General features: G+C 52.5%; 23 protein-coding genes and 1 other RNA gene. 12 read left to right on the top strand and 12 right to left on the bottom strand.

Going from position 1 to position 23,418, the window contains the following annotated elements; all coding sequences use genetic code 11:
- Positions 1-86: 86 nt before the first annotated feature.
- Positions 87-740: a multidrug efflux transporter transcriptional repressor AcrR gene (gene acrR, locus J4728_RS03990; protein ID WP_000101755.1), complete on the bottom strand. Its 654-nt coding sequence runs from the start codon at positions 738-740 to the stop codon at positions 87-89.
- A gap of 141 nt (positions 741-881) precedes the next feature.
- On the opposite strand from acrR, the gene acrA reads away from it, so the two are divergent.
- From acrA to J4728_RS03960, 6 genes are all read left to right on the top strand, one after another.
- Positions 882-2,075: a multidrug efflux RND transporter periplasmic adaptor subunit AcrA gene (gene acrA, locus J4728_RS03985; protein WP_208211240.1), complete on the top strand. Its 1,194-nt coding sequence runs from the start codon at positions 882-884 to the stop codon at positions 2,073-2,075.
- 22 nt (positions 2,076-2,097) lie between these two features.
- The gene (gene acrB / locus J4728_RS03980; protein WP_001132508.1) at positions 2,098-5,247 is read left to right on the top strand and encodes an efflux RND transporter permease AcrB; all 3,150 of its coding nucleotides are present in this window, start codon (positions 2,098-2,100) and stop codon (positions 5,245-5,247) included.
- A 495-nt stretch (positions 5,248-5,742) separates the two neighbouring features.
- Entirely contained in the window at positions 5,743-6,117 is a 375-nt protein-coding gene (tomB, locus tag J4728_RS03975) for an Hha toxicity modulator TomB (protein ID WP_000344807.1), read from the top strand.
- 27 nt (positions 6,118-6,144) lie between these two features.
- Entirely contained in the window at positions 6,145-6,363 is a 219-nt protein-coding gene (locus tag J4728_RS03970; protein WP_001280991.1) for an HHA domain-containing protein, read from the top strand.
- A 179-nt stretch (positions 6,364-6,542) separates the two neighbouring features.
- A complete protein-coding gene (maa, locus tag J4728_RS03965; protein ID WP_001278789.1) occupies positions 6,543-7,094 on the top strand; it encodes a maltose O-acetyltransferase in 552 nt (183 codons plus the stop codon).
- 117 nt (positions 7,095-7,211) lie between these two features.
- Entirely contained in the window at positions 7,212-7,682 is a 471-nt protein-coding gene (locus J4728_RS03960; RefSeq protein WP_023234240.1) for a YlaC family protein, read from the top strand.
- 55 nt (positions 7,683-7,737) lie between these two features.
- Here the strand turns inward: J4728_RS03960 and ykgO are convergent, their stop codons facing one another.
- Together ykgO and J4728_RS03950 are read right to left on the bottom strand one after the other, a co-directional pair.
- Positions 7,738-7,878 carry a type B 50S ribosomal protein L36 gene (gene ykgO / locus J4728_RS03955; RefSeq protein WP_001197749.1) on the bottom strand — a complete coding sequence of 47 codons (141 nt, stop codon included), beginning with the start codon at positions 7,876-7,878 and terminating at the stop codon, positions 7,738-7,740.
- A gap of 5 nt (positions 7,879-7,883) precedes the next feature.
- Entirely contained in the window at positions 7,884-8,144 is a 261-nt protein-coding gene (locus J4728_RS03950; protein ID WP_000801415.1) for a type B 50S ribosomal protein L31, read from the bottom strand.
- Positions 8,145-8,368: 224 nt separating this feature from the next.
- On the opposite strand from J4728_RS03950, the gene J4728_RS03945 reads away from it, so the two are divergent.
- Positions 8,369-9,919 carry an EAL domain-containing protein gene (locus tag J4728_RS03945; RefSeq protein ID WP_208211237.1) on the top strand — a complete coding sequence of 517 codons (1,551 nt, stop codon included), beginning with the start codon at positions 8,369-8,371 and terminating at the stop codon, positions 9,917-9,919.
- A 49-nt stretch (positions 9,920-9,968) separates the two neighbouring features.
- Here J4728_RS03945 and ffs read toward each other — a convergent pair.
- An RNA gene (gene ffs / locus J4728_RS03940) (signal recognition particle sRNA small type) lies at positions 9,969-10,065 on the bottom strand.
- Positions 10,066-10,149: 84 nt separating this feature from the next.
- Here ffs and J4728_RS03935 point away from each other — a divergent pair.
- Positions 10,150-10,539 carry an MGMT family protein gene (locus J4728_RS03935; RefSeq protein ID WP_000961285.1) on the top strand — a complete coding sequence of 130 codons (390 nt, stop codon included), beginning with the start codon at positions 10,150-10,152 and terminating at the stop codon, positions 10,537-10,539.
- A 32-nt stretch (positions 10,540-10,571) separates the two neighbouring features.
- Here the strand turns inward: J4728_RS03935 and J4728_RS03930 are convergent, their stop codons facing one another.
- Entirely contained in the window at positions 10,572-11,141 is a 570-nt protein-coding gene (locus tag J4728_RS03930) for a YbaY family lipoprotein (RefSeq protein ID WP_000779802.1), read from the bottom strand.
- Between the two features lie 214 nt (positions 11,142-11,355).
- On the opposite strand from J4728_RS03930, the gene tesB reads away from it, so the two are divergent.
- On the top strand, positions 11,356-12,216 hold the full coding sequence (gene tesB, locus J4728_RS03925) for an acyl-CoA thioesterase II (protein WP_208211234.1): 861 nt from the start codon (positions 11,356-11,358) through the stop codon (positions 12,214-12,216).
- A 99-nt stretch (positions 12,217-12,315) separates the two neighbouring features.
- On the opposite strand, the gene amtB is transcribed toward tesB, so the two are convergent.
- From amtB to decR, 5 genes are all read right to left on the bottom strand, one after another.
- Positions 12,316-13,602 (bottom strand): ammonium transporter AmtB, encoded by a 1,287-nt coding sequence (gene amtB, locus J4728_RS03920; protein WP_208211231.1) that lies wholly within the window; start codon positions 13,600-13,602, stop codon positions 12,316-12,318.
- Positions 13,603-13,633: 31 nt separating this feature from the next.
- Entirely contained in the window at positions 13,634-13,972 is a 339-nt protein-coding gene (glnK, locus tag J4728_RS03915) for a P-II family nitrogen regulator (protein ID WP_000780341.1), read from the bottom strand.
- 212 nt (positions 13,973-14,184) lie between these two features.
- On the bottom strand, positions 14,185-15,966 hold the full coding sequence (locus J4728_RS03910; RefSeq protein ID WP_001256070.1) for a SmdB family multidrug efflux ABC transporter permease/ATP-binding protein: 1,782 nt from the start codon (positions 15,964-15,966) through the stop codon (positions 14,185-14,187).
- Entirely contained in the window at positions 15,959-17,731 is a 1,773-nt protein-coding gene (locus J4728_RS03905; protein ID WP_001235571.1) for a SmdA family multidrug ABC transporter permease/ATP-binding protein, read from the bottom strand. The genes J4728_RS03910 and J4728_RS03905 overlap by 8 nt, the downstream gene beginning before the upstream one ends.
- Positions 17,732-17,771: 40 nt before the next feature.
- Positions 17,772-18,230 carry a DNA-binding transcriptional regulator DecR gene (decR, locus tag J4728_RS03900; RefSeq protein WP_000884593.1) on the bottom strand — a complete coding sequence of 153 codons (459 nt, stop codon included), beginning with the start codon at positions 18,228-18,230 and terminating at the stop codon, positions 17,772-17,774.
- A 112-nt stretch (positions 18,231-18,342) separates the two neighbouring features.
- On the opposite strand from decR, the gene cdsH reads away from it, so the two are divergent.
- Positions 18,343-19,398, top strand: coding sequence for a cysteine desulfhydrase (gene cdsH / locus J4728_RS03895; RefSeq protein WP_000987849.1), 1,056 nt, complete (start codon positions 18,343-18,345; stop codon positions 19,396-19,398).
- Positions 19,399-19,447: 49 nt separating this feature from the next.
- On the opposite strand, the gene cof is transcribed toward cdsH, so the two are convergent.
- Entirely contained in the window at positions 19,448-20,266 is an 819-nt protein-coding gene (gene cof / locus J4728_RS03890) for an HMP-PP phosphatase (RefSeq protein WP_000113030.1), read from the bottom strand.
- Positions 20,267-20,366: 100 nt separating this feature from the next.
- Between cof and J4728_RS03885 the strand changes: the two genes are divergently transcribed.
- Positions 20,367-22,067, top strand: a complete 1,701-nt coding sequence (locus J4728_RS03885) for an SgrR family transcriptional regulator (RefSeq protein ID WP_001238174.1) — start codon at positions 20,367-20,369, stop codon at positions 22,065-22,067.
- A gap of 64 nt (positions 22,068-22,131) precedes the next feature.
- Entirely contained in the window at positions 22,132-22,827 is a 696-nt protein-coding gene (gene queC / locus J4728_RS03880) for a 7-cyano-7-deazaguanine synthase QueC (RefSeq protein WP_000817201.1), read from the top strand.
- A gap of 105 nt (positions 22,828-22,932) precedes the next feature.
- Here the strand turns inward: queC and fadM are convergent, their stop codons facing one another.
- Positions 22,933-23,331, bottom strand: a complete 399-nt coding sequence (fadM, locus tag J4728_RS03875; protein ID WP_001194543.1) for a long-chain acyl-CoA thioesterase FadM — start codon at positions 23,329-23,331, stop codon at positions 22,933-22,935.
- Between the last annotated feature and the right edge of the window lie 87 nt (positions 23,332-23,418).

Below are 23,418 nucleotides of genomic sequence, written 5' to 3'. Positions count from 1 at the left end.
GGAAATAATTGAGTCGCAAGAATATCACGCCTGTAACAAACAGAATAGCGACACAGAAAATGTCCAGGAGTTTTCCTGGAATATTATCAGGGGGAGCCGTTGACCGTCGACGCGCGCAGCGTCGGACACAATTGATACATCTCCAGCAGGATCGTGACGTAGGCGCGAGCTTCTTTTTTTAAATCAAACGATTGCGGAGCAAATAACCAGTTTTCCATGAGCCCTGAAATAAAGCTGCGCATCAGTATCGCCGCACGACGGGTCAGCAGATTTTCAGGCAGCATTTTAGCATTAATACAATGTTTTAACGTTTGTTCAATCCGATCGTAACTTTCCAGACAAAGGCTACGTTGCGCCTGTTGAACCACAACCATTTCTCCGACAAACTCACATTTATGGAATATAATCTCCATCAATAAGCGGCGTCGTTCTTCTGTTACAGTAGCTTCAAGAATATGAACTAAAATTTCTCTTAATACAGATAGTGGATCGTCGGGGAATTTTGCCTGATACTCAATCTCAAGCTCACCAATATTGGATTCTGATAGCTCCCAGATCTCACTGAATAAATCCGACTTATTTTTGAAATGCCAATAGATTGCGCCGCGCGTCACGCCAGCAGCGTTCGCAATCTCCGCCAGCGAGGTTGCCGATACGCCTTGCTGCGAGAACAAACGCAGGGCCACATCCAGGATGTGTTGTCGTGTCTCCAGCGCTTGTTGTTTGGTTTTTCGTGCCATATGTCGGTGAATTTACAGGCGTTAGATTTACATACATTTATGGATGTATGTACCATAGCACGACGATAATATAAACGCAGCAATGGGTTTAAGGACCTTTGACCATTGACCAATTTGAAATCGGACACTCGAGGTTTACATATGAACAAAAACAGAGGGTTAACGCCTCTGGCGGTCGTTCTGATGCTCTCAGGCAGCTTAGCGCTAACAGGATGTGACGACAAACAGGACCAGCAAGGCGGCCAGCAGATGCCAGAAGTTGGGGTTGTCACACTAAAAACGGAACCACTGCAAATCACAACTGAACTTCCGGGTCGTACCGTTGCTTACCGTATCGCCGAAGTTCGCCCGCAGGTAAGCGGCATTATCCTGAAGCGTAATTTCGTTGAGGGAAGTGATATCGAAGCGGGAGTCTCTCTCTATCAGATTGATCCTGCGACCTACCAGGCGACTTACGACAGCGCTAAGGGCGATCTGGCAAAAGCGCAGGCCGCCGCGAATATCGCTGAACTGACGGTGAAGCGTTATCAAAAGCTGCTGGGTACGCAGTACATCAGTAAGCAGGAATACGATCAGGCGCTGGCTGACGCACAACAAGCGACTGCCGCTGTTGTCGCAGCAAAAGCCGCCGTTGAAACCGCACGTATCAACCTGGCGTATACCAAAGTCACCTCGCCGATTAGCGGTCGTATTGGTAAGTCATCCGTAACGGAAGGCGCACTGGTACAGAACGGTCAGGCGTCGGCGCTGGCGACAGTGCAGCAGCTGGACCCTATTTATGTCGATGTGACCCAGTCCAGCAATGACTTCCTGCGCCTGAAGCAGGAGCTGGCAAATGGTTCGCTGAAACAGGAAAACGGCAAAGCGAAGGTCGACCTGGTGACCAGCGACGGTATCAAATTCCCGCAGTCCGGTACGCTTGAGTTCTCCGACGTGACCGTTGACCAAAGCACCGGGTCTATTACTTTGCGCGCCATCTTCCCTAACCCGGATCACACCTTATTGCCAGGAATGTTCGTTCGCGCACGTCTGCAGGAAGGGACAAAACCGACGGCATTACTGGTTCCACAACAGGGCGTTACCCGTACTCCACGCGGCGATGCCACGGTGCTGGTGGTTGGCGCTGATAACAAAGTGGAAACCCGCCAAATCGTCGCAAGCCAGGCGATCGGCGATAAGTGGCTGGTGACTGACGGGTTGAAAGCGGGCGACCGCGTAGTCGTCAGCGGGCTGCAAAAAGTACGTCCTGGCGCACAGGTTAAAGTGCAGGAAATTACCGCGGATAACAAACAGCAAGCCGCAAGCGGTGATCAACCTGCTCATCCCAGGTCTTAACTTAAACAGGAGCCGTTAAGACATGCCTAATTTCTTTATCGATCGCCCTATATTTGCGTGGGTGATCGCCATCATCATCATGTTGGCAGGGGGGCTCGCGATCCTCAAATTGCCGGTAGCGCAATATCCGACGATTGCGCCACCAGCAGTGACGATCTCCGCAACCTACCCTGGCGCTGATGCGAAAACGGTACAGGATACCGTCACGCAGGTTATCGAACAGAATATGAACGGTATCGATAACCTGATGTATATGTCCTCCAACAGTGACTCCACGGGGACCGTGCAGATCACGCTGACCTTTGAATCCGGCACCGATGCGGACATCGCGCAGGTTCAGGTTCAGAACAAGTTGCAACTGGCAATGCCGTTACTTCCCCAGGAAGTACAGCAACAGGGCGTGAGCGTTGAGAAGTCCTCAAGTAGCTTCCTGATGGTAGTGGGCGTCATTAACACCGACGGCACCATGACCCAGGAGGATATTTCGGATTACGTTGCCGCCAATATGAAAGATCCGATCAGCCGTACCTCTGGGGTGGGCGACGTCCAGCTGTTTGGTTCGCAGTATGCGATGCGTATCTGGATGAATCCGACAGAGCTGACCAAATACCAACTGACGCCGGTCGACGTGATTAACGCGATCAAAGCGCAGAACGCCCAGGTCGCGGCAGGTCAGCTCGGTGGTACGCCGCCAGTTAAAGGCCAGCAGCTTAACGCATCGATTATTGCCCAAACGCGTCTGACCTCAACGGATGAGTTTGGCAAAATCCTGCTGAAGGTGAATCAGGATGGCTCTCAGGTTCGTCTGCGGGATGTAGCGAAAATTGAGCTTGGCGGCGAAAACTACGACGTCATCGCGAAATTTAACGGTCAGCCAGCGTCAGGTCTTGGCATCAAACTGGCTACCGGCGCCAACGCGCTGGATACCGCTACCGCTATTCGCGCCGAACTGAAAAAAATGGAACCGTTCTTCCCGCCAGGGATGAAAATCGTCTACCCGTATGACACCACGCCGTTCGTGAAGATCTCTATTCATGAAGTGGTAAAAACGCTGGTCGAAGCGATTATCCTCGTGTTCCTGGTGATGTACCTGTTCCTGCAGAACTTCCGCGCGACGTTGATTCCGACTATTGCGGTTCCGGTGGTGTTGTTGGGAACCTTTGCCGTGCTTGCGGCATTCGGTTTCTCGATAAACACGCTGACGATGTTCGGGATGGTGCTCGCCATCGGCTTGCTGGTGGATGACGCCATCGTGGTGGTCGAGAACGTCGAACGTGTTATGACGGAAGAAGGCCTTCCGCCGAAGGAAGCGACGCGCAAATCCATGGGCCAGATTCAGGGCGCATTGGTGGGTATCGCGATGGTACTGTCGGCGGTATTTATTCCGATGGCCTTCTTTGGCGGCTCAACCGGGGCAATTTATCGTCAGTTCTCTATCACCATCGTATCGGCGATGGCGCTGTCGGTGCTGGTCGCGCTGATCCTGACGCCCGCGCTGTGCGCGACGATGCTCAAACCTGTCGCCAAAGGCGATCATGGCGAAGGGAAAAAAGGCTTTTTCGGCTGGTTTAACCGCCTGTTTGATAAGAGCACGCATCACTACACCGATAGCGTAGGGAATATTCTGCGCAGCACCGGGCGTTACCTGCTGCTCTATCTCATTATCGTCGTCGGTATGGCTTATCTGTTCGTTCGTCTGCCAAGCTCTTTCTTGCCGGATGAAGACCAGGGCGTATTCCTGACAATGGTCCAGCTCCCCGCCGGCGCAACGCAAGAGCGCACGCAAAAAGTGCTGGATGAGGTCACGGATTACTATCTGAACAAAGAGAAAGCCAACGTTGAATCGGTATTCGCCGTCAACGGCTTCGGTTTTGCAGGGCGCGGTCAGAATACCGGTATTGCATTCGTGTCGTTGAAAGACTGGGCCGATCGTCCAGGCGAAAAAAACAAGGTTGAAGCGATTACCCAGCGGGCAACCGCAGCGTTTTCACAAATTAAAGATGCGATGGTCTTCGCCTTTAACCTGCCGGCGATTGTTGAACTGGGCACCGCAACCGGGTTTGACTTCGAGTTGATTGACCAGGCGGGACTTGGTCATGAAAAACTCACCCAGGCGCGTAATCAGTTGTTCGGCGAGGTGGCGAAATATCCTGATCTGCTGGTCGGCGTTCGACCTAACGGCCTGGAAGATACGCCGCAGTTTAAAATCGATATCGACCAGGAAAAAGCTCAGGCGCTGGGCGTGTCTATTAGCGACATTAATACCACGCTGGGCGCAGCATGGGGCGGCAGCTATGTAAACGACTTTATCGATCGCGGTCGTGTGAAGAAAGTTTACGTGATGTCCGAAGCGAAATACCGCATGTTGCCGGATGATATTAACGACTGGTACGTTCGTGGTAGCGATGGTCAGATGGTGCCGTTCTCCGCATTCTCCTCTTCCCGCTGGGAATATGGTTCGCCACGTCTGGAACGCTATAACGGTCTGCCTTCGATGGAAATTCTGGGTCAGGCGGCGCCAGGCAAGAGTACTGGTGAAGCGATGGCGATGATGGAAGAACTGGCCAGCAAGCTGCCGTCAGGCATTGGGTATGACTGGACCGGGATGTCCTACCAGGAGCGGTTGTCCGGCAACCAGGCCCCTGCCCTGTATGCTATCTCGCTGATCGTCGTCTTCCTGTGTCTGGCGGCATTGTATGAGAGCTGGTCTATCCCGTTCTCCGTAATGCTGGTTGTTCCGCTTGGGGTTATCGGCGCGCTGCTGGCTGCCACCTTCCGCGGACTGACTAACGACGTTTACTTCCAGGTGGGCCTGCTCACAACCATTGGGTTGTCGGCGAAGAACGCGATACTTATCGTCGAATTCGCCAAAGACTTAATGGATAAAGAAGGGAAAGGTCTGGTAGAAGCGACGCTGGAGGCCGTCCGGATGCGTTTGCGCCCGATTCTGATGACCTCGTTAGCGTTCATGCTGGGGGTTATGCCGCTGGTTATCAGTTCCGGCGCGGGTTCCGGCGCGCAGAATGCGGTAGGTACTGGCGTACTGGGCGGGATGGTAACGGCAACCGTACTGGCTATTTTCTTCGTACCGGTCTTCTTCGTGGTGGTACGCCGCCGCTTTAGCCGTAAAAGCGAAGATATTGAGCATAGTCATTCGACAGAACATCGCTGATTTGCTCACTGTTGATAAGGCCGCGCAAGCGGCCTTTTTTACGCAAAAATCATAAAATACGCTTATTGTTAGATTGATTATTTTTTGCCATATTAATAAAAGGTATAATCCTTACTGCGTTAAAGGCTTTTCTTAGGAAAGTTGGCCATTTCTTAATTCAGCCATTAATTAAGAAATATTAAGAATATTCCTGGCTATTTTCTCCTGTCAGAGTCTATTGTTTTAGCCTGAAAAGCTAAAAAACGTTAACCCAATGATTATACGAGCAATAAAACTGGTTTCTTTTTAGGCGACCGACGTTCACTGTTAAAATTCGAAAAAGTATGGCGACACACGGCTTTCACGCAATTGTAATTTTTAGTAATATGACGATGAAAAGTTTTTTAGAGTAGATTATAGTTAAATCATAAGGTGACGTGGGAAGTACCAGGTTAGTTAGTTGTATCCATCCCGAAGGTGTTCGGTTAGTTTAAGCCACTAAAAAGGGGATGCATTATGGACGAATACTCACCCAAAAGACATGATATAGCACAGCTTAAATTTCTTTGCGAAACCCTGTATCATGACTGTCTTGCAAACCTTGAAGAAAGCAACCATGGCTGGGTTAATGACCCGACCTCAGCAGTCAACCTGCAGCTCAATGAGCTGATAGAGCATATTGCAACTTTCGCGCTTAATTATAAAATTAAGTACAATGAAGACAATAAATTGATTGCGCAGATAGATGAATACCTGGACGACACCTTTATGTTGTTCAGCAGCTATGGTATTAATACGCAGGATTTGCAAAAATGGCGTAAATCGGGCAACCGCCTGTTCCGTTGTTTCGTCAACGCCACCAGGGCCAATCCTGTTAGTTTGTCTTGTTAAAAATTATTACAATCATAGGTAGAATTTATGTCTGATAAACCATTAACTAAAACTGATTATTTGATGCGTTTACGGCGCTGTCAGACAATTGACACTCTGGAGCGCGTCATTGAGAAAAATAAATATGAATTGTCCGACAATGAGCTGGCTGTATTTTACTCAGCTGCGGATCACCGTCTTGCAGAATTGACGATGAACAAACTCTACGACAAGATCCCCTCTTCAGTATGGAAATTCATTCGTTAATCACGCTACATTACTTTTTTAGAGAACACACAGGTGTTATCTGCCTCCTCGTTCAGGCTAATAACACAACGGGCTATTATAGAACAGTGATATAGATCACATACCAATAGCAGGGAACGTTCCCTCTAATACTTTATTATTGCTTCTATTGCGATAATATCCACCAAGGGGAGCGCGCGATGAGTGACGAAAAACAAAAAATGATCGCTGGGGCACTGTATTGCCCGACCGATGAAACTTTATGCCAGGATCGACTGCGGGCGCGTCAACTCATCCATCAATACAATTATACTACGCCTGATGAAATAAATAAGCGTCAGGCGATTTTACGCGACCTGTTGGGTCGATGCGAAGACGCCTATATTGAACCTTCCTTTCGTTGCGACTACGGCTATAATATTTTTCTTGGTCACTCCTTTTACGCTAACTTCGACTGCGTCATGCTTGATGTTTGCCCAATTCATATTGGCGATAATTGTATGCTCGCGCCAGGGGTACATATCTATACCGCCACGCACCCGCTGGACGCCGTCGAACGCAACAGCGGCAAAGAATTAGGTAAACCCGTCACTATCGGAAATAACGTCTGGATAGGCGGACGAGCCGTCGTTAATCCGGGCGTTACCATCGGCGATAACGTCGTCGTCGCTTCAGGCGCTGTGGTGATAAAAAACGTACCGCCAGACGTCGTGGTAGGCGGAAATCCGGCGCGAATCATTAAAAAATTGTAGTCAAAATGATAACTGTTATGCTAATTCGTGGTTAATCTGTTACTTTTTTCACGTTACACCTCCCTTTAAAATGGGCTGTTATTACCCCCTATGTCGCAGAAATCATGAAGGCAAAAGATGACAGAGATACAGCGCCTGCTTAGCGAAACTATTGATGACTTAAACATCCGTGAAAAACGCGATAACAGGCCGCGTTTTAGTATCAGTTTTATCCGCAAGCATCCTGGGTTATTTATCGCGATGTATGCAGCCTGGTTTGCGACGCTGGCGGTCATGCTGCAATCAGAAACGCTGGTGGGGTCAGTGTGGCTGTTAGTGGTGTTATTTATCGTATTTAATGGCTTCTTCTTTTTCGACATCGCCCCGCGTTATCACTATAACGACATCGATGTGCTGGACCTCCGGGTCTGTTACAACGGCGAATGGTACAACACCCGCTTTGTTCCCCCCACGCTCATTGAGACGATTCTTCAGTCTCCACAGGTGGATAATGAACATAAAGTCCAGCTGCAAAAAATGGTTGCCCGTAAGGGCGAACTTTCCTTCTACGATATTTTTACGCTGGCCCGCGCAGAAGCCAGCCGGTAATAAAAAAGTGCGCACCCTCCCTGGTACGCACTGCTTTCCCTGAACTGTTGGTTTTTTAACGTCTTTTTTTACGCCCCTGAACCGCCTTAAAACGCGGATTTGTTTTACAAATCACGTATAAGCGTCCTTTGCGTTTGACTATCTGGCAATCCGGATGCCGTTGTTTTGCATTGCGAAGTGAGTTTAACACCTGCATTTCATTTACCCCCGTTTAGCGCCGATAAAATGACCGAAACGTTTCTGGAAGCGTGCGGCGCTACTTTCGCTATCAAACGTTTTCTGTCTACCGGTATAAAAAGGATGCGATTTTGATGACACATCAATAGTGACATACGGATATGTCACGCCGTCCAGTTCGATTTCACGTTCAGTTTTGATAGTTGATCCCACTTTCACATATTCATTTGCGCTGGTGTCGTGAAATACGACGGTGCGGTATACAGGATGAATATCAGGTTTCATTGCGCTCTCTCAATTATGTTATAACATAACAATAAAATACGCTATCAATGCTCCTTTTTCAACCGGTAAACATTCACGATCTCTTCCTGGCGGCAAAAGCAACGTGGCGTAACGCGTTAGTCTGGCCCCTGTATCTGTAAAATCGATAAAATAGCTTTATCATTCAAGGGCGCGATTTACGATCGGATATACTTTCTCTACGCTGTGTTTATAAGGACATCACTGTGACAACACGACATCTGGTCAGCCTGGTAACGGGAGTGCTTATCCTGTCTGTCCTTTTCCCGATAGGATTGAGCCTGTGGCTGGCGCACCGTCAAGTTGAAAAAAGGTTTAACGAAGAGCTGGATATCTTCTCGTCCCGGGTGGCGCTACGTACAGAAAGGGTCAGTGACCAGGCAAAAGCCGCGTTAACGCATATTGCCTCCTTTAAAGGCGAGCCCTGCAGCAGCGCCCATTTACTCGCCATGCGCCGCGTGTCTTATAGCTTTCGGTATGTCCAGGAAGTTCTGTATCTTAAAAATTCGATTCCCGTTTGCTCCTCACTTGAAAAAGAGAGCCATATTCCCGCTTTCCCTCCGCCCATGAAAATCACTCGCGACGGTTATCGCGCCAGGTTTACGGCGCAAAACGATCTGGGTATAAAACGCTATATGGCGGCACTCGGGAGCGACAGCTATATCGTGATGATCGACCCGGCGTCCTTTATCGATGTGATTCCGTTTGGCGCATGGCCGATTGACGTCGCTATTATTGGCCGGGAACGCAATACTGTGGTTGCCAGCAGCGGTAACCTTGACCCCGCTATTCTTCCGCTCATTCACCATGAGACGCCCCTGCGGCTGGAAAACCGAGGCATTCAGTATGCTATCCACCCCTTTCCGGAAATGGGCATTACTATCGTAAGCTGGGCACCGACCGCTCCGCTGGAAAGGAGCTGGTATCGACAGGCGTTTATCTGGCTACCGGCGGGCATCGTAACGGGTCTGCTGGCCGCGGCCTTTATTCTGCGTATTTTGCGTCGGCTACAGTCGCCCCGCCACCGTCTCCAGGATGCGATAGACAATCGCGAAATTAACGTACACTATCAGCCTATTGTCTCCCTGAGCAGCGGAAAAATTGTCGGTGCCGAAGCCTTAGCTCGCTGGCAACAGGCGGACGGCACCTTCCTTTCGCCGGAAATTTTTATCGCGCTGGCTGAACAAACCGGGCTCACGGAGCCGCTAACCCGGCTAATCATCGAAACCGTTTTTGAAGACATGGGGAGTTGGTTAAAGTCCCATCCCGAACAACATATTTCAATCAATCTTGAGGCATCCGATCTGGCGTCGGAAACGTTGCCGACGCTGTTAAGCACGCTGCTGAACCGTAGCCAAATTTCTCCGTCGCAAATCGCGCTTGAGTTAACGGAGCGCGAGTTCGCCGATCCGAAAACCAGCGCGCCCATTGTCGCCAGATACCGTAACGCGGGTCATTCCATTTATATTGATGACTTTGGCACCGGCTATTCCAGCCTCAGCTACTTACAAAATCTGGATGTGGATGTCCTTAAAATTGATAAATCTTTTGTCGATGCGCTGGAATATAAAAACGTCACGCCGCATATTATTGAAATGGCGAAAACGCTCAAACTTAAGATGGTCGCAGAAGGCATCGAAACGACCAGGCAAGAACAGTGGCTACGCCAGCATGGCGTACATTATGGTCAGGGCTGGTTATACAGTAAACCCCTACCCGCTACGGCATTTATTCTTTGGGCGGAACAGCGGCTATAACGTCGCACAGCAGAAAAGAACAGTGTGGAGAGGCACAAATGGGTGGGGGCCCTGCCAGCTACATCCCAGCACACGCGTCATCTGCCTTGGCTGCTTCCTTCCGGACCTGACCTGGTAAACAGAGTAGCGTTGCGGGAGAACCAACAGAGCCCCCATTGAGAGCGTTGTGAACCAACGCGCAGGCGCATTATCACTGCTATATCGTGCAATTGCAACCCATCAGGCATCGGATGCTGGTTTCTTGCGCATCCGGGCTTTCCTCCCCCCTTATTCCAGATTATCCTGAAGCATTAACGCAGGATTCTATTATGGATATTCAGGACACATTTCCTCAACGCGTCTGGCAAATCGTCGCCTCGATCCCGGAAGGGTTTGTCACGACCTACGGCGATGTCGCCCGGCTTGCCGGTTCGCCTCGGGCGGCGCGTCAGGTCGGCGGAGTTTTAAAACGTCTGCCGGAAGGCAGCACTTTACCATGGCATCGGGTGGTGAACCGCCACGGCGCAATATCACTTACCGGGCCGGATCTACAGCGGCAACGTCAGGCATTACTGGCGGAAGGCGTGGTGGTGTCGGGAAGCGGACAAATCGATTTACAACGCTATCGCTGGGTGTATTAACCCTCTCCGTAACGGAGAGGGTTGGCGCAGGATTAATACTGGGTAGGCGCAGGAACGGCAGAAGACGGATTGACCTGGGTCGGCGAAGTCGATGGAACCGTCGTCGTCGCACCACCGCTGGCCTGCACAGGCACCGCCGTTTGCTGTACCGGTACCAGCGTCAGATCCGCTTTAGTGCCGCCATTATTAATCACCGGTTTCACGCTATCGGTAATAAATACCAGCTTATTATCAACGGTGATGGCCGCGCTCAGGAGAATACGCGCGTTAGGTTGAATATCTGATGGGTTAAACGGCAACACAAAACTGAAAGGCGCCTGTTTACCTTCGGTACGTACCGCTTTTTGCGACAGCACCTTAGACGGCGCATCAGCCAGCGAAGCATCTGAAAGCGTCACGGTCAGCACCGCATCTGGCGGCAGAGCGACCTTCTGGCGGATCCAGACGGTACCGGAAACATTGGGTTGCTGAATAGTAGACTGGTTAGCTGTAATCGACATGTTAGGGTTTGGCGCAGGCGTCTGGATATCAGCGCTTTTATCAGCGCAGGCCGCCAGAGATATCGCAACCGCTAAACCACTTACGATGTGCACGAGTTTCATTCAATTCTCCTTATCATCAATGCACCAGCAGGCCTTTCCCCCCGCCGGAAGAGTGGTTAACAGAAACATAACGTGATTAAGTGTGGCACATGTCACTCATTTTTGCCTGGAATTGGTCTGTTATTCAGACTTTTGTACCCATCGGACCACTTGCAAAATTGCGTTATACTCTGCCCTACCTCGCTTCGGCATCGTTGTCACCTGGAGAGTATGTATGAGTCAGACACTGAATAATTTGCTGACATTATTGAATCTGGAAAAAATTGAAGAAGGACTCTTTCGGGGCCAAAGTGAAGACTTAGGGCTGCGCCAGGTATTTGGCGGTCAGGTGGTGGGCCAGGCACTCTATGCCGCCAAAGAAACGGTGCCGGAAGCACGACTGGTGCATTCATTCCACAGTTATTTTCTGCGGCCGGGCGATAGCCAAAAACCCATTATCTATGACGTAGAAGTGCTGCGCGATGGGAACAGCTTCAGCGCCCGCCGCGTTGCCGCAATTCAGAACGGGAAACCCATCTTTTACATGACCGCCTCATTCCAGGCGCCGGAACCGGGTTTTGAACATCAAAAAACCATGCCGACAGCAGTCGGGCCGGAAGGACTACCGTCAGAAACGGAAATCGCGCAATCGCTGGCGCATTTACTGCCGCCGATTCTGAAAGAAAAGTTTCTCTGCGATCGCCTGCTGGAAATTCGTCCCGTCGAATTTCACAATCCGTTGAAAGGTCACGTCGCCGCGCCTGTGCGTCAGGTATGGATTCGCGCCAACGGCACCGTTCCGGATGACATTCGCGTCCATCAATATTTACTGGGATACGCCTCGGATCTGAATTTCCTTCCCGTCGCGCTTCAGCCTCACGGCATCGGTTTTCTGGAAAAGGGCATTCAGATCGCCACTATCGATCACTCTATGTGGTTCCATCGTCCGTTCAATTTTAATGAATGGCTACTTTATAGCGTGGAGAGCACTTCCGCCTCCAGCGCCCGGGGCTTTGTTCGCGGCGAGTTTTATACTCAGGATGGCGCGCTGGTCGCTTCAACCGTGCAGGAAGGGGTAATGCGTAATCACAATTAAAAAACATGCCGCTATGCGGCGTTAATGGCCTGATGACGCTGCGCTTATCCGGCCTACGGTAAACTGGATAAGCGCAGCGCCATCAGGCATGTTGCGCAATCACGCGTTATACGCATTCTCGCCGTGACTGTTCACATCCAGCCCCTTGCGCTCCTGCTCTTCCGGTACACGCAGTCCAACAAGGATATCCGCCAGTTTGTAACCAACAAACGCGACAACGCCGGACCAGACGACCGTAATAGCAATACTTTCCAGCTGTACCATCACCTGATGTCCCATCGTAACGCCGTCGACAAAGCCAACGCCGCCCAGCGAACTGGCGGCAAAAACGCCGGTCAGGATACAGCCGATTATTCCGCAAACGCCGTGAACGCCAAATACGTCGCACGGATCATCTACCCGTAGCAGACGTTTAAGCATGGTGACTCCCCACAATCCCGCCAGACCCGCAATAACGCCGATAACCAGCGCGCCGCCAACGCCAACATAGCCACAGGCTGGCGTCACGCCGACCAGACCGGCAATCGCGCCGGAACAGGCTCCCAGCAGGGAAGGCTTACCGCGTAGCGTCCACTCGCCGATAATCCACCCCAGAATCGCGGCGGCGGTCGCCACCACGGTGTTCACAAAGGCCAGCGCTGCTATCTCGTTTGCGCTACCAGCAGAACCCGCGTTAAATCCAAACCAGCCGATATACAGAATCGCAGTACCGGTAAAGACCATCGGCAGGTTATGGGGTTTAAATGCTTCTTTCCCAAAGCCGACGCGTTTGCCAATTAAGTAAGCCCCCACCAGCCCGGCGATAGCGGCGTTAATATGCACCACCGTACCACCGGCAAAATCCAGCGCGCCGTGAGCAGCCAGCAGGCCGCCGCCCCACACCATGTGCGCAATCGGAATATAAGAGAGCGTGAACCACACCACGACAAAAATCAGTACCGCCGAAAAACGAATACGCTCCGCCAGCGCGCCGACAATCAGCCCGACGGTAATACAGGCGAAAGATCCCTGAAATGCGACATGAATATACTGATAAATCGTACCCGTTACCGCCGTCAACGCGATATTCTTCAACATCGCCCCATCAGCATTACCGAAGAAATGATTCCCTTCGCCAAAAGCCAGCGAATAGCCGTACACCACCCATAAAATACAGACCAGCGCAAAGGTGACGGTCACTTGCGTTAACATTGACAGCACGTTCTTGGCGCGAATTAATCCGCCGTAAAACAGCGCGATACCCGGTATCGTCATGAACAGCACCAGCGCGGTGCAAATCATCATAAAAGCACTATCCGCTTTATCGGCAACCGCCGGCGCGGCTATCGTTAGCCCAGGCAGCAGCGCCAGTGAAGCCAGTGTGGTTTTTATCATCGCTATCTTCATTTTTTCATTTCCTGTTGCTTTGTGGCGGGTCTTACAGCGCTGCTTCGTCAGCTTCGCCGGTACGAATCCGAATAACGCGCATGAGCTCCGCGACGAAAATTTTGCCGTCGCCAATTTTTCCGGTGTAAGCCGCTTTACTGATGATATCGATCACCTCTTCCAGTTGGTCGTCGGCGATAGCCACATCAATTTTGACCTTCGGCAGGAAATTCACGCTGTACTCCGCGCCGCGATACAGTTCGGCGTGTCCTTTCTGACGGCCAAACCCTTTCACTTCGGTGACGGTCAGTCCCTGAATGCCAATGGAAGAAAGCGCCTCCCGCACGTCCTCCAGCTTGAACGGTTTGATAATCACGGTAACCAGCTTCATAGAACCCTCCAGTCAGAATTAGGTAACGGCTGCCGCCGCGCATGGACTCTTCAGAATGGATATTGCAAAGGATGTGCCAGAAGCTGGCGAGCGAGGAAAAGCGCAGTTAGCGGCGCGTCTTTATATTGACGCGCCCCAAAATCGAAGCAGGGAAAGAAAAACGCACCACGACGGTGCATGATGGGCGAGGCTTTGCCCTGTGGCGCCAAGCCTTACGCCGCAGGGCCGGGTTCTTCGTGTACGCTGGCGGCTAACTCCTCGCCAACTAACTGTAATTGATACATTTGCCAGTAGCGCCCTTGCGCCGCCAGCAATTGTTGATGCGTCCCGCGCTCCACCGCCTGGCCGCGATGGAGAACCAGAATGGTATCCGCCTCCACGATTGTCGATAGCCGATGGGCAATAACCACCAGCGTGGTGCGCTCGCGAATCGCCGCCAGCGCCTGCTGTATCGCCTGCTCAGTGCCGGAATCGATGCTGGCCGTCGCTTCATCAAGAATTAATATTTGCGGGGCGTCAACCAGCACGCGCGCCAGCGCCAATAGCTGTTTTTGCCCGACGGACAGCGTATTTCCCTGCTCGCCGAGATGCGTATGCAGCCCGTCGCTCAGGCCGCGCGCCAGATCTGCCAGTTGTACCGTTTCCAGCGCCTGCCACACCTGCGCCTCGGAGACATCGCGCCCCAGCGTCACATTAGCCAGAAAGGTATCCGCCATCACTACCGGGTCCTGTTGAACCATCGCCACGCCCTGGCGTAAAACGCGATGATTAAGAGAGGCGATTTCTCGCCCATCCAGCCGAATTTCGCCTTGTGTCAGGGGGTAATACCCCATTAATAAGCTGGCGAGCGTGCTCTTCCCGCTGCCGGTGTGCCCCACCAGCGCCACAAAGCTACGGGACGGTACTGATAGCGTAATGTCCTGTAAAACAAGATTATCGTCGCGGTAAGCAAACGACAGATGATCAATATCAATCGCCCCGCTTTGTAACGGCCTGTCGTCGCTGCCATAGCGCTGGCGCGGGCGATCCATCAGTTCAAAAACACGCTCTCCCGCCACAACCGCCTGCTGTAGCATGGATTGCTGGGTGGTCAGTTCAATGAGCGGCTCGTTCAGACGTGACAAATAGCTAATGAACGCATACAGCACCCCGACCTCAATCGTGCCGGCAGACGTAAAGCTGAAAAGCATCAACAAACCGCATAAAATGAGCGCGGAAAAGAGGCTAAGCAGCGGACGCAATAAAAAGCCGTCCAAGCGCAGCGTCTGCATCCGCGCCATGTAGTGCGAGCGGCTGGCCTCGCCCATGCGTTCGCCGAAGCGCGCCTGCTGGCGAAACTGCTGGATTACGCTCATCCCATTGATGATTTCGTTAAAGCCGTCGTTAATATCCGCCAGGTATGCCCGCACGCGGCGTACAATCGGCGTGCTGTAGCGCTGATAAATGATCATCACGGTCAATACCGCCGGAAAAATCAAAATCGCCACCAGCGCCATCCGCCAGTCAAGGCTGAACATAGCGACCAGCATGGCGCCGATCAACGCCGCGCTACGTAATACCGTTGCGACGACCGTGACGTACAGATCGCGGATGACTTCCGTATCGTTGGTCACGCGTGAAATTAATTGTCCGACAGGCTGCGTGTCGAAGGCGCTTAGCGGCTGACGCAAGGCGGCATCCATAACGTCCGTGCGCAAGGACTGAACCACGCCAACGGCCGCCCGGTTAAATAATAAAGACTGGGCGTAATGCAGACCCGCCGCCAGAAACTGTAGCCCCACATAGGCGGCCGCCAGCCCCGCGACCTTGCCCAACGGTAAATGGTGGCGGGCCACCATGTTATCAATGAAATAGCTGATCAGCAGCGGACCGCTAACCTCCGCCGCCGCCGCAATCCACAGCATCATCACCGCGACAGAGAGCGGTTTTCGCCATGGCGAGCCATACGCCAGCAACCGTTTCAGCGTCGGCCATAGCTGTCCAAAACTACGCATTCGCCGCCTCCTCGCCGCGTTCCGGCGCGTCATCCAGCGCGGCCTCCAGTTGCTGATAGCGATACATATCGCGATACCAGCCAATCTGCTGCGCCAGTTGATCGTGATCGCCGCGCTGAACAACATGACCATGTTGCATAACGATAATTTCATTGGCGTCGGTCAGCGCGGATAAACGATGCGCGCTGATGATAACCGTACGCCCTTCGCCCCACTGGCGCAAATTATGCAAAATCTGATGCTCCGTGCGGCCATCTACTGCAGAAAGCGCATCATCGAGAAGCAGAATTTCCGCATTTAACAGTAGCGCTCTGGCAATCGAGATACGCTGTTTTTGCCCTCCCGATAACATGACGCCACGTTCACCTACCTGCGTGTCGTAGCCCTGAGGCAAGCGGAGAATATCCTCATGTACGCTGGCTAAACGCGCCACCTGTTCAATCTCCTCCTGAGTCGCCTCCGGGCGTCCGAGCGCAATATTATTGGCAATAGAGTCCGAGAACAAAAACGGCGTCTGGCTGACAACCGCCAGTCGGCTACGCCAGCTATCCAGTTGCAGATGCGTCAACGGCATGTCATGGAATCGGATCTCTCCCTGCGTCACATCAAAATGGCGCTGGATAAGCGACAATATTGTGCTTTTCCCCGCGCCGGTCGGACCGCATATCCCCAGCATCTGACCCGGTTTAAGACGAAAGTTCACATTCTCCAGCGCCGGATGCGTCGTTTGCGGATAGCAAAACTCACGAATGGCCGCCGTCAGTTCGCCACGCCCCGCCGGGACCGGCTCTTCGCCATCCTTAACTACCGGCGCTTCCGCCAGCATGGCGCGGATGCGGCTGTATGCGGCGCTACCCCGCTCCACGATATTAAACATCCAGGCCAGCGCCAGCATCGGCCAAATCATCAACCCCAGATACATCATAAAGCTGGTGAGTTCGCCCAGCGTCAGGCTGCCGTTAACCACCATCCAGCTTCCGCCGCTAATCGCGAGCAGGTTCGCCATGCCAATGGCGATGTAAATGGTTGGATCAAAACGCGCGTCAATACGCGCCACGCGCATATTTTTCTTGCCGGTATCTTCGGCATCCGCCGCAAACAGCGAAGACTGGCGGTCCTCCAGACCAAACGCTTTGATCATGCGGATGCTGGTCAGACTCTCCTGCGTGCGGTCGTTCAGGCTGGAGAAGGCGGCCTGCGCCAGTTTGAAATAATCATGCAGCCGATCGCCGTAACGTTTGATCATCAGCGCCATAATCGGCATCGGCAACAGCGCTAATAGCGTTAGCTGCCAGCTAATTTGCGTCGACATGACAATCAGTACCGCGCAGCCCATTACCAGCGAGTCAACCAGCGTCAGAACGCCCTCGCCCGCCGCAAATACGACGCGATCCACATCATTCGTCGCACGCGCGATCAGATCGCCCGTCCGATGGCGCTGATAAAATTCGGGATGCTGACGACTCAGCTGGCGATAATAATCTTCACGCAGTTCGACGGCTAATTGATAAGAAGCGCCAAACAGCAGCACGCGCCAGACATAGCGCAACAAATAGACCACTACGGCGATCAGGGCAATGGTGCCAATCCACATCGCTATTCGGCCTGGAGTAAACTGCTGTGCGGTTACGCCATCCACGACAATCCCCACCACTTTGGGCGGGATCAGCTGAAGCATCGCAATAAGCATAAGCAGGGCCACCGCGCCAAGATAGCGACGCCATTCCCGGCGAAAGTACCAGCTTAATTGAGCAAATAATCGCACGCGTTATTTCCTGATATGATTTCCGGCAATACCGGGAGAATTATTCAATGGGCAGAGAGGTGGTGTACTTAATCTGTTCCATCGCAAAACTGGAGGTGACGTCTGACAGTCCTGGGACGCTATTGACCAGACGTTTATAGAAGTCGTCATACCGCTTCATGTCGGCCACCTGAACTCGCATCAGATAGTCGTATTCCCCCGCCATCCGCCAGAAGCCAAGCACTTCCGGCATCTCAGAGACGACGGTCACGAACCGACAGTACCATTCACTGCTGTGGTGCTGCGTTTTTATCAACACAAAAGCGGTTAATCCCAGCCCCAGTTTTTCCGGGTCCAGCAGCGCGACCCTGCCAAGCAGGATACCGTCATCTTCCAGGCGTTTAAGCCGCTTCCAGCAAGGCGTTGTCGTCAGATTAACGGCATCCGCCAGCGCCTGCAAAGAGAGGGTACAGTCCTGCTGCAATAAGCAAAGCAGTTTACGGTCAATTTTATCTAACATACCCACTCCATAGAGAATATTTTTCTCCTTACATTGTAATTTAAAGGTCAAATAGCAACAATTTTTTCCGTACTTTTCGCTACTCTTGGCACAAAATGATAAATGGATATTAATGATGAGTAGCAATTGGGTTAAAAATGCCATTAATGAAATTAACGCTGACCACCAGCGCTCGGCGGATACGCATCTTATTCGTTTGCCCCTGTCGGCATTTCCAGGTATCCAGCTTTACCTGAAAGACGAAAGCACGCATCCCACCGGTAGCCTCAAGCATCGTCTGGCGCGCTCGCTGTTCCTTTATGGGTTGTGCAATGGCTGGATTAAAGAAGGCACTCCGATTATTGAAGCGTCATCAGGCTCAACGGCGATTTCCGAAGCCTGGTTCGCGCGTTTACTGGGACTGCCGTTCATCGCCGTCATGCCCGCCTGTACCGCAAAACGTAAAATCGAACAGATTCAATTTTACGGCGGCCACTGTCATTTTGTGGAGAGCGCCTGCGAAATTTATGCCGCCTCCGAGCGGCTGGCGCATGAACTGAACGGTCACTATATGGACCAGTTTACCTACGCAGAACGAGCTACCGACTGGCGGGGCAACAATAATATTGCCGACAGTATTTTCCGCCAGATGCGCAACGAACCCCATCCAGTACCGCGATTTATCGTCATGAGCGCCGGAACGGGCGGAACCTCTGCGACGATTGGGCGCTATATTCGCTGCCAGGGCTATGATACTCAGCTCATGGTGGTGGATCCGGAAAATTCCGTCTTTTTACCTTACTGGCAGGATCGCGACGCTTCATTACGCAGCCCGGTGGGCAGTAAAATTGAAGGAATTGGTCGTCCGCGAGTAGAGCCTTCTTTTATTCCGGATGTCGTGGATGAGATGCTGCGCGTGCCGGACGCCGCCAGCGTTGCCACCGCACACTGGCTGGAAACGCAGCTAGGCCGTAAAGTCGGCGCCTCTACCGGCACGAATATGTGGGGAGCGCTGCAGCTTGCGGCCCGGATGCGCGAGGCTGGAGAAACCGGCGCTATCGTGACGTTATTGTGCGATAGCGGCGATCGCTATCTGGATACCTATTACCATCCGGCCTGGGTTAGCGACCATATCGGCGATTTGACGCCGTGGTCAGCGGCCATCGCAAAATTACTTACCGGCGACTAGAAACCAAAAAAAAGCCAGACTGAATGTCTGGCTTGCTGGAAGAGATCTCTCATTCGGGGGAATAAGGTAGATGCGGATTGTCCAGCCAATGCGTCAAAAAGTGTGATACCGCTTGATTACCACAATGTCCGATAACCGAAAGGTGTGGCAGCGCGGCGATAAGCTGCGGCATGGCATTGCCCATAATGAGCCCCCGCCCGACGCTGCCCAGCATTTCCCGATCGTTCATCGCGTCGCCAAACGCCATGCAATCTGCCAGTGAAAGCCCTAAATGGTTGCTCAATACCGCCAGCGCCGATCCTTTATTGCACCCCAGCGGTAGCACTTCCAGGCAGTCGACGGCAGAGAAACAGAGGTGCGCGCGTTCTTCCAGCGCCTCATTGAGCTGAATGCGCAAACGGATCAGATCGTCATGATCGCCGCAAAAACAGATCTTCGTCACCTGATGGGCCGGAATACTTTTTATATCGATAACCTGATAACGAAAGCCGCTGTAGACGTGCGCCTGGAGTAGCGCGGGGATCTCCTGGCCTGTAAACCAGCCGTTGTCATTAAACACATGCATACTGGCTCGGGTATCCCAGGCATGGTGCATCACCGTATCGGCAACCTGAGGATCGAGATCCTGACGATGCAGCACGTCGCCTTCCAGCGAGTGAATTCGCGTCCCGTTACCGGTAATAAGATAAGCATCCAGTGAAAGCGTCCCCAGAATATGCCGCATCTCCAGCACATGACGACCCGTAGCGAATGTCAGGGTGATATCGCGTTCGCGCAGACGCGCCAGCGTGGCGATCGTTTCTCTACCCAAATGGTGATCGGGCATTAATAACGTGCCATCCATATCAAATGCTGCCAGACGGGCCATCTCTTTCTCCACACTGTGACGCGGTTAACTTGTTGTTCAGTATTACCTGAGATATACGGAAGTAATAGTGAACAGATAAAAGGAAGTGTTCCGGGTTTCTATGAGGCTACTGAATCGGCTTAATCAATATCAACGCCTCTGGCAGCCTTCCGCCGGGGAAACGCAACATGTCACCGTTAGCGAACTGGCCGAACGCTGTTTTTGTAGCGAGCGCCATCTGCGAACGCTGCTGCGTCAGGCCCAGCAGGCGGGTTGGCTAAGATGGGAGGCGCAGTCCGGACGCGGGAAACGTGGACGGCTCCAGTTTCTGGTCACGCCGGAATCGCTCCGCACCGCCATGATGGAACAGGCGCTGGAAAAAGGGCAGCAGCTCAACGTACTGGAACTGGCGCAGCTGGCGCCGGGCGAGTTACGGGCGATGCTCCAGCCTTTTATGGGCGGCCAATGGCAAAACGATACGCCGACATTGCGTATTCCCTACTATCGTCCGCTTGATCCGCTGCAGCCGGGTTTTCTGCCAGGACGCGCGGAACAGCATCTCGCAGGGCAAGTTTTTTCCGGGTTAACGCGCTTCGACCGCGACAGTCAATATCCTTGCGGGGATTTGGCGCATCACTGGAAGGTTTCCGCCGACGGTTTACGCTGGGATTTTTATATTCGCTCCACGCTGCACTGGCATAATGGCGATGCGGTGGATACCGCGCAGCTACACGAACGCCTGGAAAGGCTGCTTACCCTACCGGCGCTAAGCAAATTGTTTATTAGCGTCGCACGGATCGAAGTAACGCATCCTCAGTGCCTGACCTTTCTCCTTCACCGACCTGATTACTGGCTGGCGCATCGTCTGGCGAGCTATTGTAGCGGTCTGGCGCATCCTGACCTGCCGCTTATCGGCACCGGTCCTTTTCGCCTGGCGTTGTTCACGCCGGAACTGGTGCGTCTGGAAAGTCATGACCATTATCACCTCAGCCATCCGCTGCTGAAAGCGATTGAATTCTGGATCACCCCGCAACTGTTTGCCCAGGATCTGGGCACCAGTTGCCGCCATCCGGTGCAGATTGCCATCGGCAAACCGGAAGAGCTGGCGACGCTGAGTCAGGTAAGTAGTGGTATCAGTCTTGGCTTTTGTTATTTAACCCTCAAAAAGGGCTCACGGCTCAACGTACAGCAGGCGCGGCGTCTGATACATATTATCCATCATACTTCGCTGCTGAAAACCTTACCGGTAGATGAGAACTTGATTATGCCAAGTCAGGGGCTGCTACCCGGCTGGACAATCCCGCAATGGCAGGACGTTGATGAAACGCCATTGCCGAAAAAACTTACCCTGGCGTATCACCTTCCCGTAGAGCTGCATACGATGGCGGAACAGCTTCGACATTACCTGGCGACGCTCGGCTGTGAGTTAACGTTGATTTTTCATAATGCCAAAAACTGGGATAACTGCCCTGCGTTGGCGCAAGCGGATCTGATGATGGGCGACAGGCTGATCGGCGAAGCGCCGGAATATACGCTGGAGCAGTGGCTACGTTGCGATCAGATCTGGCCGCATGTCCTGGACGCGCCTGCGTTTTCCCATCTGCAGGCTACGCTTGACGCTCTGCAAATTCAGCCCAATGAAAAAGATCGCCGCGCCGCGCTACAACAAGTTTTTGCCAACCTGATGGATGACGCCACACTTACGCCGCTGTTTAATTATCACTATCGCATCAGCGCCCCACCGGGCGTTAACGGCGTTCGACTCACCCCTCGCGGCTGGTTTGAATTTAGCGAAGCCTGGCTTCCGCCGCCTTCGCCGTGAAGAAGCTGGTCGGGATTATCCGTACGCGTTACCATATTGGCTTTCGTCATTGATCAGGATAACTATGAAACGCGCCGTTGTTGTATTTAGTGGAGGTCAGGACTCCACCACTTGTCTGGCGCAAGCGCGGCATCAGTATGATGAAGTGCATTGTGTCACGTTTGATTATGGTCAGCGCCACCGCGCAGAGATTGATGTCGCGCGCGCACTGGCGTTAAAACTTGGCGCACGCGCGCATAAAGTGCTGGATGTCACTTTGCTGAACGAACTGGCGGTCAGCAGCCTGACGCGGGATAGCATTCCGGTGCCGGACTATGAACCGAACGCTGACGGTATCCCCAATACTTTCGTACCGGGACGCAATATTCTCTTTCTGACGCTGGCGGCGATTTACGCTTATCAGGTCAAAGCCGAAGCGGTGATCACCGGCGTTTGCGAGACCGATTTTTCCGGCTATCCAGACTGTCGCGATGAGTTCGTCAAAGCGCTGAATCACGCGGTGAATCTGGGCATGGCGAAAGATATCCGTTTCGAAACGCCCTTAATGTGGATTGATAAAGCTGAAACCTGGGCGCTGGCCGATTATTGGGGCCAACTGGATTTGGTTCGCGAAGAGACGCTGACCTGCTATAACGGCATTAAAGGCGATGGCTGTGGTCATTGCGCGGCCTGTAATCTGCGCGCTAACGGCCTGAATCATTATCTGTCGAATAAAGCGGCGGTGATGGCGGCAATGAAGCAAAAAACCGGGTTAAGGTGATTGTTTTGCCGGATGGCGGCGCATGCACCTTATCCGGCCTGGCGATATGCACCATGGTCAATATCGCCAGGCCGGACAAGTTCAACGCCATCAGACAGCGAGGCGTTATTGCACCATCTGTTCCAGCTTTTCACGCAATTCGCCTTCCAGCGGCAGCGCTTTTTGCGTTTTTAAATCAATACAAACAAACGTGATGAGCGCATCGGCCACCACCTGCCCTTCTGGCTCCAGCGTAATCGTCTGGCTTAATACGCCGCTTTTACCGTTAAGCTGTTGTACCTGGCTGGTCACGGTCAGTAGATCGCTCAATACCGCCGGGCGACGGTAATTTATATTGATGTTTACCACCACAAAGGCAATATTGCGGGCCGTCATCCACTGAAAGCTGTCGCTGTTTTCCAGCCCATCCCAACGGGCCTCTTCCAGAAACTCCAGATAGCGGGCATTATTAACATGTTGATAAACATCAAGATGATATCCACGAACTTTGATTTGTGTTTGCATAGCGCAATAACCTTACGTTGTTGTTATAAGTAAACGACAAGTACAGAGGCCATAACTGGTATGACCTCTACAGTCTGGCAAATTTTT

The sequence above is a fragment of the Salmonella sp. 32070601201500089SM genome (assembly GCF_017573605.1).
Lineage (GTDB): Bacteria > Pseudomonadota > Gammaproteobacteria > Enterobacterales > Enterobacteriaceae > Salmonella > Salmonella enterica.
This window is presented reverse-complemented; position numbering and strand designations above follow the sequence as displayed.

Excerpts from the sequence above, each read along its gene's own strand:
- fadM (WP_001194543.1), bottom strand. The coding sequence starts at position 23,331 with ATGCAAACACAAATCAAAGTTCGTGGATATCATCTTGATGTTTATCAA.
- ykgO (WP_001197749.1), bottom strand. The coding sequence starts at position 7,878 with ATGCAGGTGTTAAACTCACTTCGCAATGCAAAACAACGGCATCCGGAT.
- J4728_RS03910 (WP_001256070.1), bottom strand. The coding sequence starts at position 15,966 with ATGCGTAGTTTTGGACAGCTATGGCCGACGCTGAAACGGTTGCTGGCG.
- J4728_RS03960 (WP_023234240.1), top strand. The coding sequence starts at position 7,212 with ATGACAGAGATACAGCGCCTGCTTAGCGAAACTATTGATGACTTAAAC.
- maa (WP_001278789.1), top strand. The coding sequence starts at position 6,543 with ATGAGTGACGAAAAACAAAAAATGATCGCTGGGGCACTGTATTGCCCG.
- J4728_RS03935 (WP_000961285.1), top strand. The coding sequence starts at position 10,150 with ATGCTGGTTTCTTGCGCATCCGGGCTTTCCTCCCCCCTTATTCCAGAT.
- acrB (WP_001132508.1), top strand. The coding sequence starts at position 2,098 with ATGCCTAATTTCTTTATCGATCGCCCTATATTTGCGTGGGTGATCGCC.
- tesB (WP_208211234.1), top strand. The coding sequence starts at position 11,356 with ATGAGTCAGACACTGAATAATTTGCTGACATTATTGAATCTGGAAAAA.
- acrA (WP_208211240.1), top strand. The coding sequence starts at position 882 with ATGAACAAAAACAGAGGGTTAACGCCTCTGGCGGTCGTTCTGATGCTC.
- glnK (WP_000780341.1), bottom strand. The coding sequence starts at position 13,972 with ATGAAGCTGGTTACCGTGATTATCAAACCGTTCAAGCTGGAGGACGTG.
- J4728_RS03930 (WP_000779802.1), bottom strand. The coding sequence starts at position 11,141 with ATGAAACTCGTGCACATCGTAAGTGGTTTAGCGGTTGCGATATCTCTG.
- queC (WP_000817201.1), top strand. The coding sequence starts at position 22,132 with ATGAAACGCGCCGTTGTTGTATTTAGTGGAGGTCAGGACTCCACCACT.
- decR (WP_000884593.1), bottom strand. The coding sequence starts at position 18,230 with ATGTTAGATAAAATTGACCGTAAACTGCTTTGCTTATTGCAGCAGGAC.
- cof (WP_000113030.1), bottom strand. The coding sequence starts at position 20,266 with ATGGCCCGTCTGGCAGCATTTGATATGGATGGCACGTTATTAATGCCC.
- tomB (WP_000344807.1), top strand. The coding sequence starts at position 5,743 with ATGGACGAATACTCACCCAAAAGACATGATATAGCACAGCTTAAATTT.
- acrR (WP_000101755.1), bottom strand. The coding sequence starts at position 740 with ATGGCACGAAAAACCAAACAACAAGCGCTGGAGACACGACAACACATC.
- J4728_RS03885 (WP_001238174.1), top strand. The coding sequence starts at position 20,367 with ATGAGGCTACTGAATCGGCTTAATCAATATCAACGCCTCTGGCAGCCT.
- J4728_RS03970 (WP_001280991.1), top strand. The coding sequence starts at position 6,145 with ATGTCTGATAAACCATTAACTAAAACTGATTATTTGATGCGTTTACGG.
- amtB (WP_208211231.1), bottom strand. The coding sequence starts at position 13,602 with ATGAAGATAGCGATGATAAAAACCACACTGGCTTCACTGGCGCTGCTG.
- J4728_RS03950 (WP_000801415.1), bottom strand. The coding sequence starts at position 8,144 with ATGAAACCTGATATTCATCCTGTATACCGCACCGTCGTATTTCACGAC.
- cdsH (WP_000987849.1), top strand. The coding sequence starts at position 18,343 with ATGATGAGTAGCAATTGGGTTAAAAATGCCATTAATGAAATTAACGCT.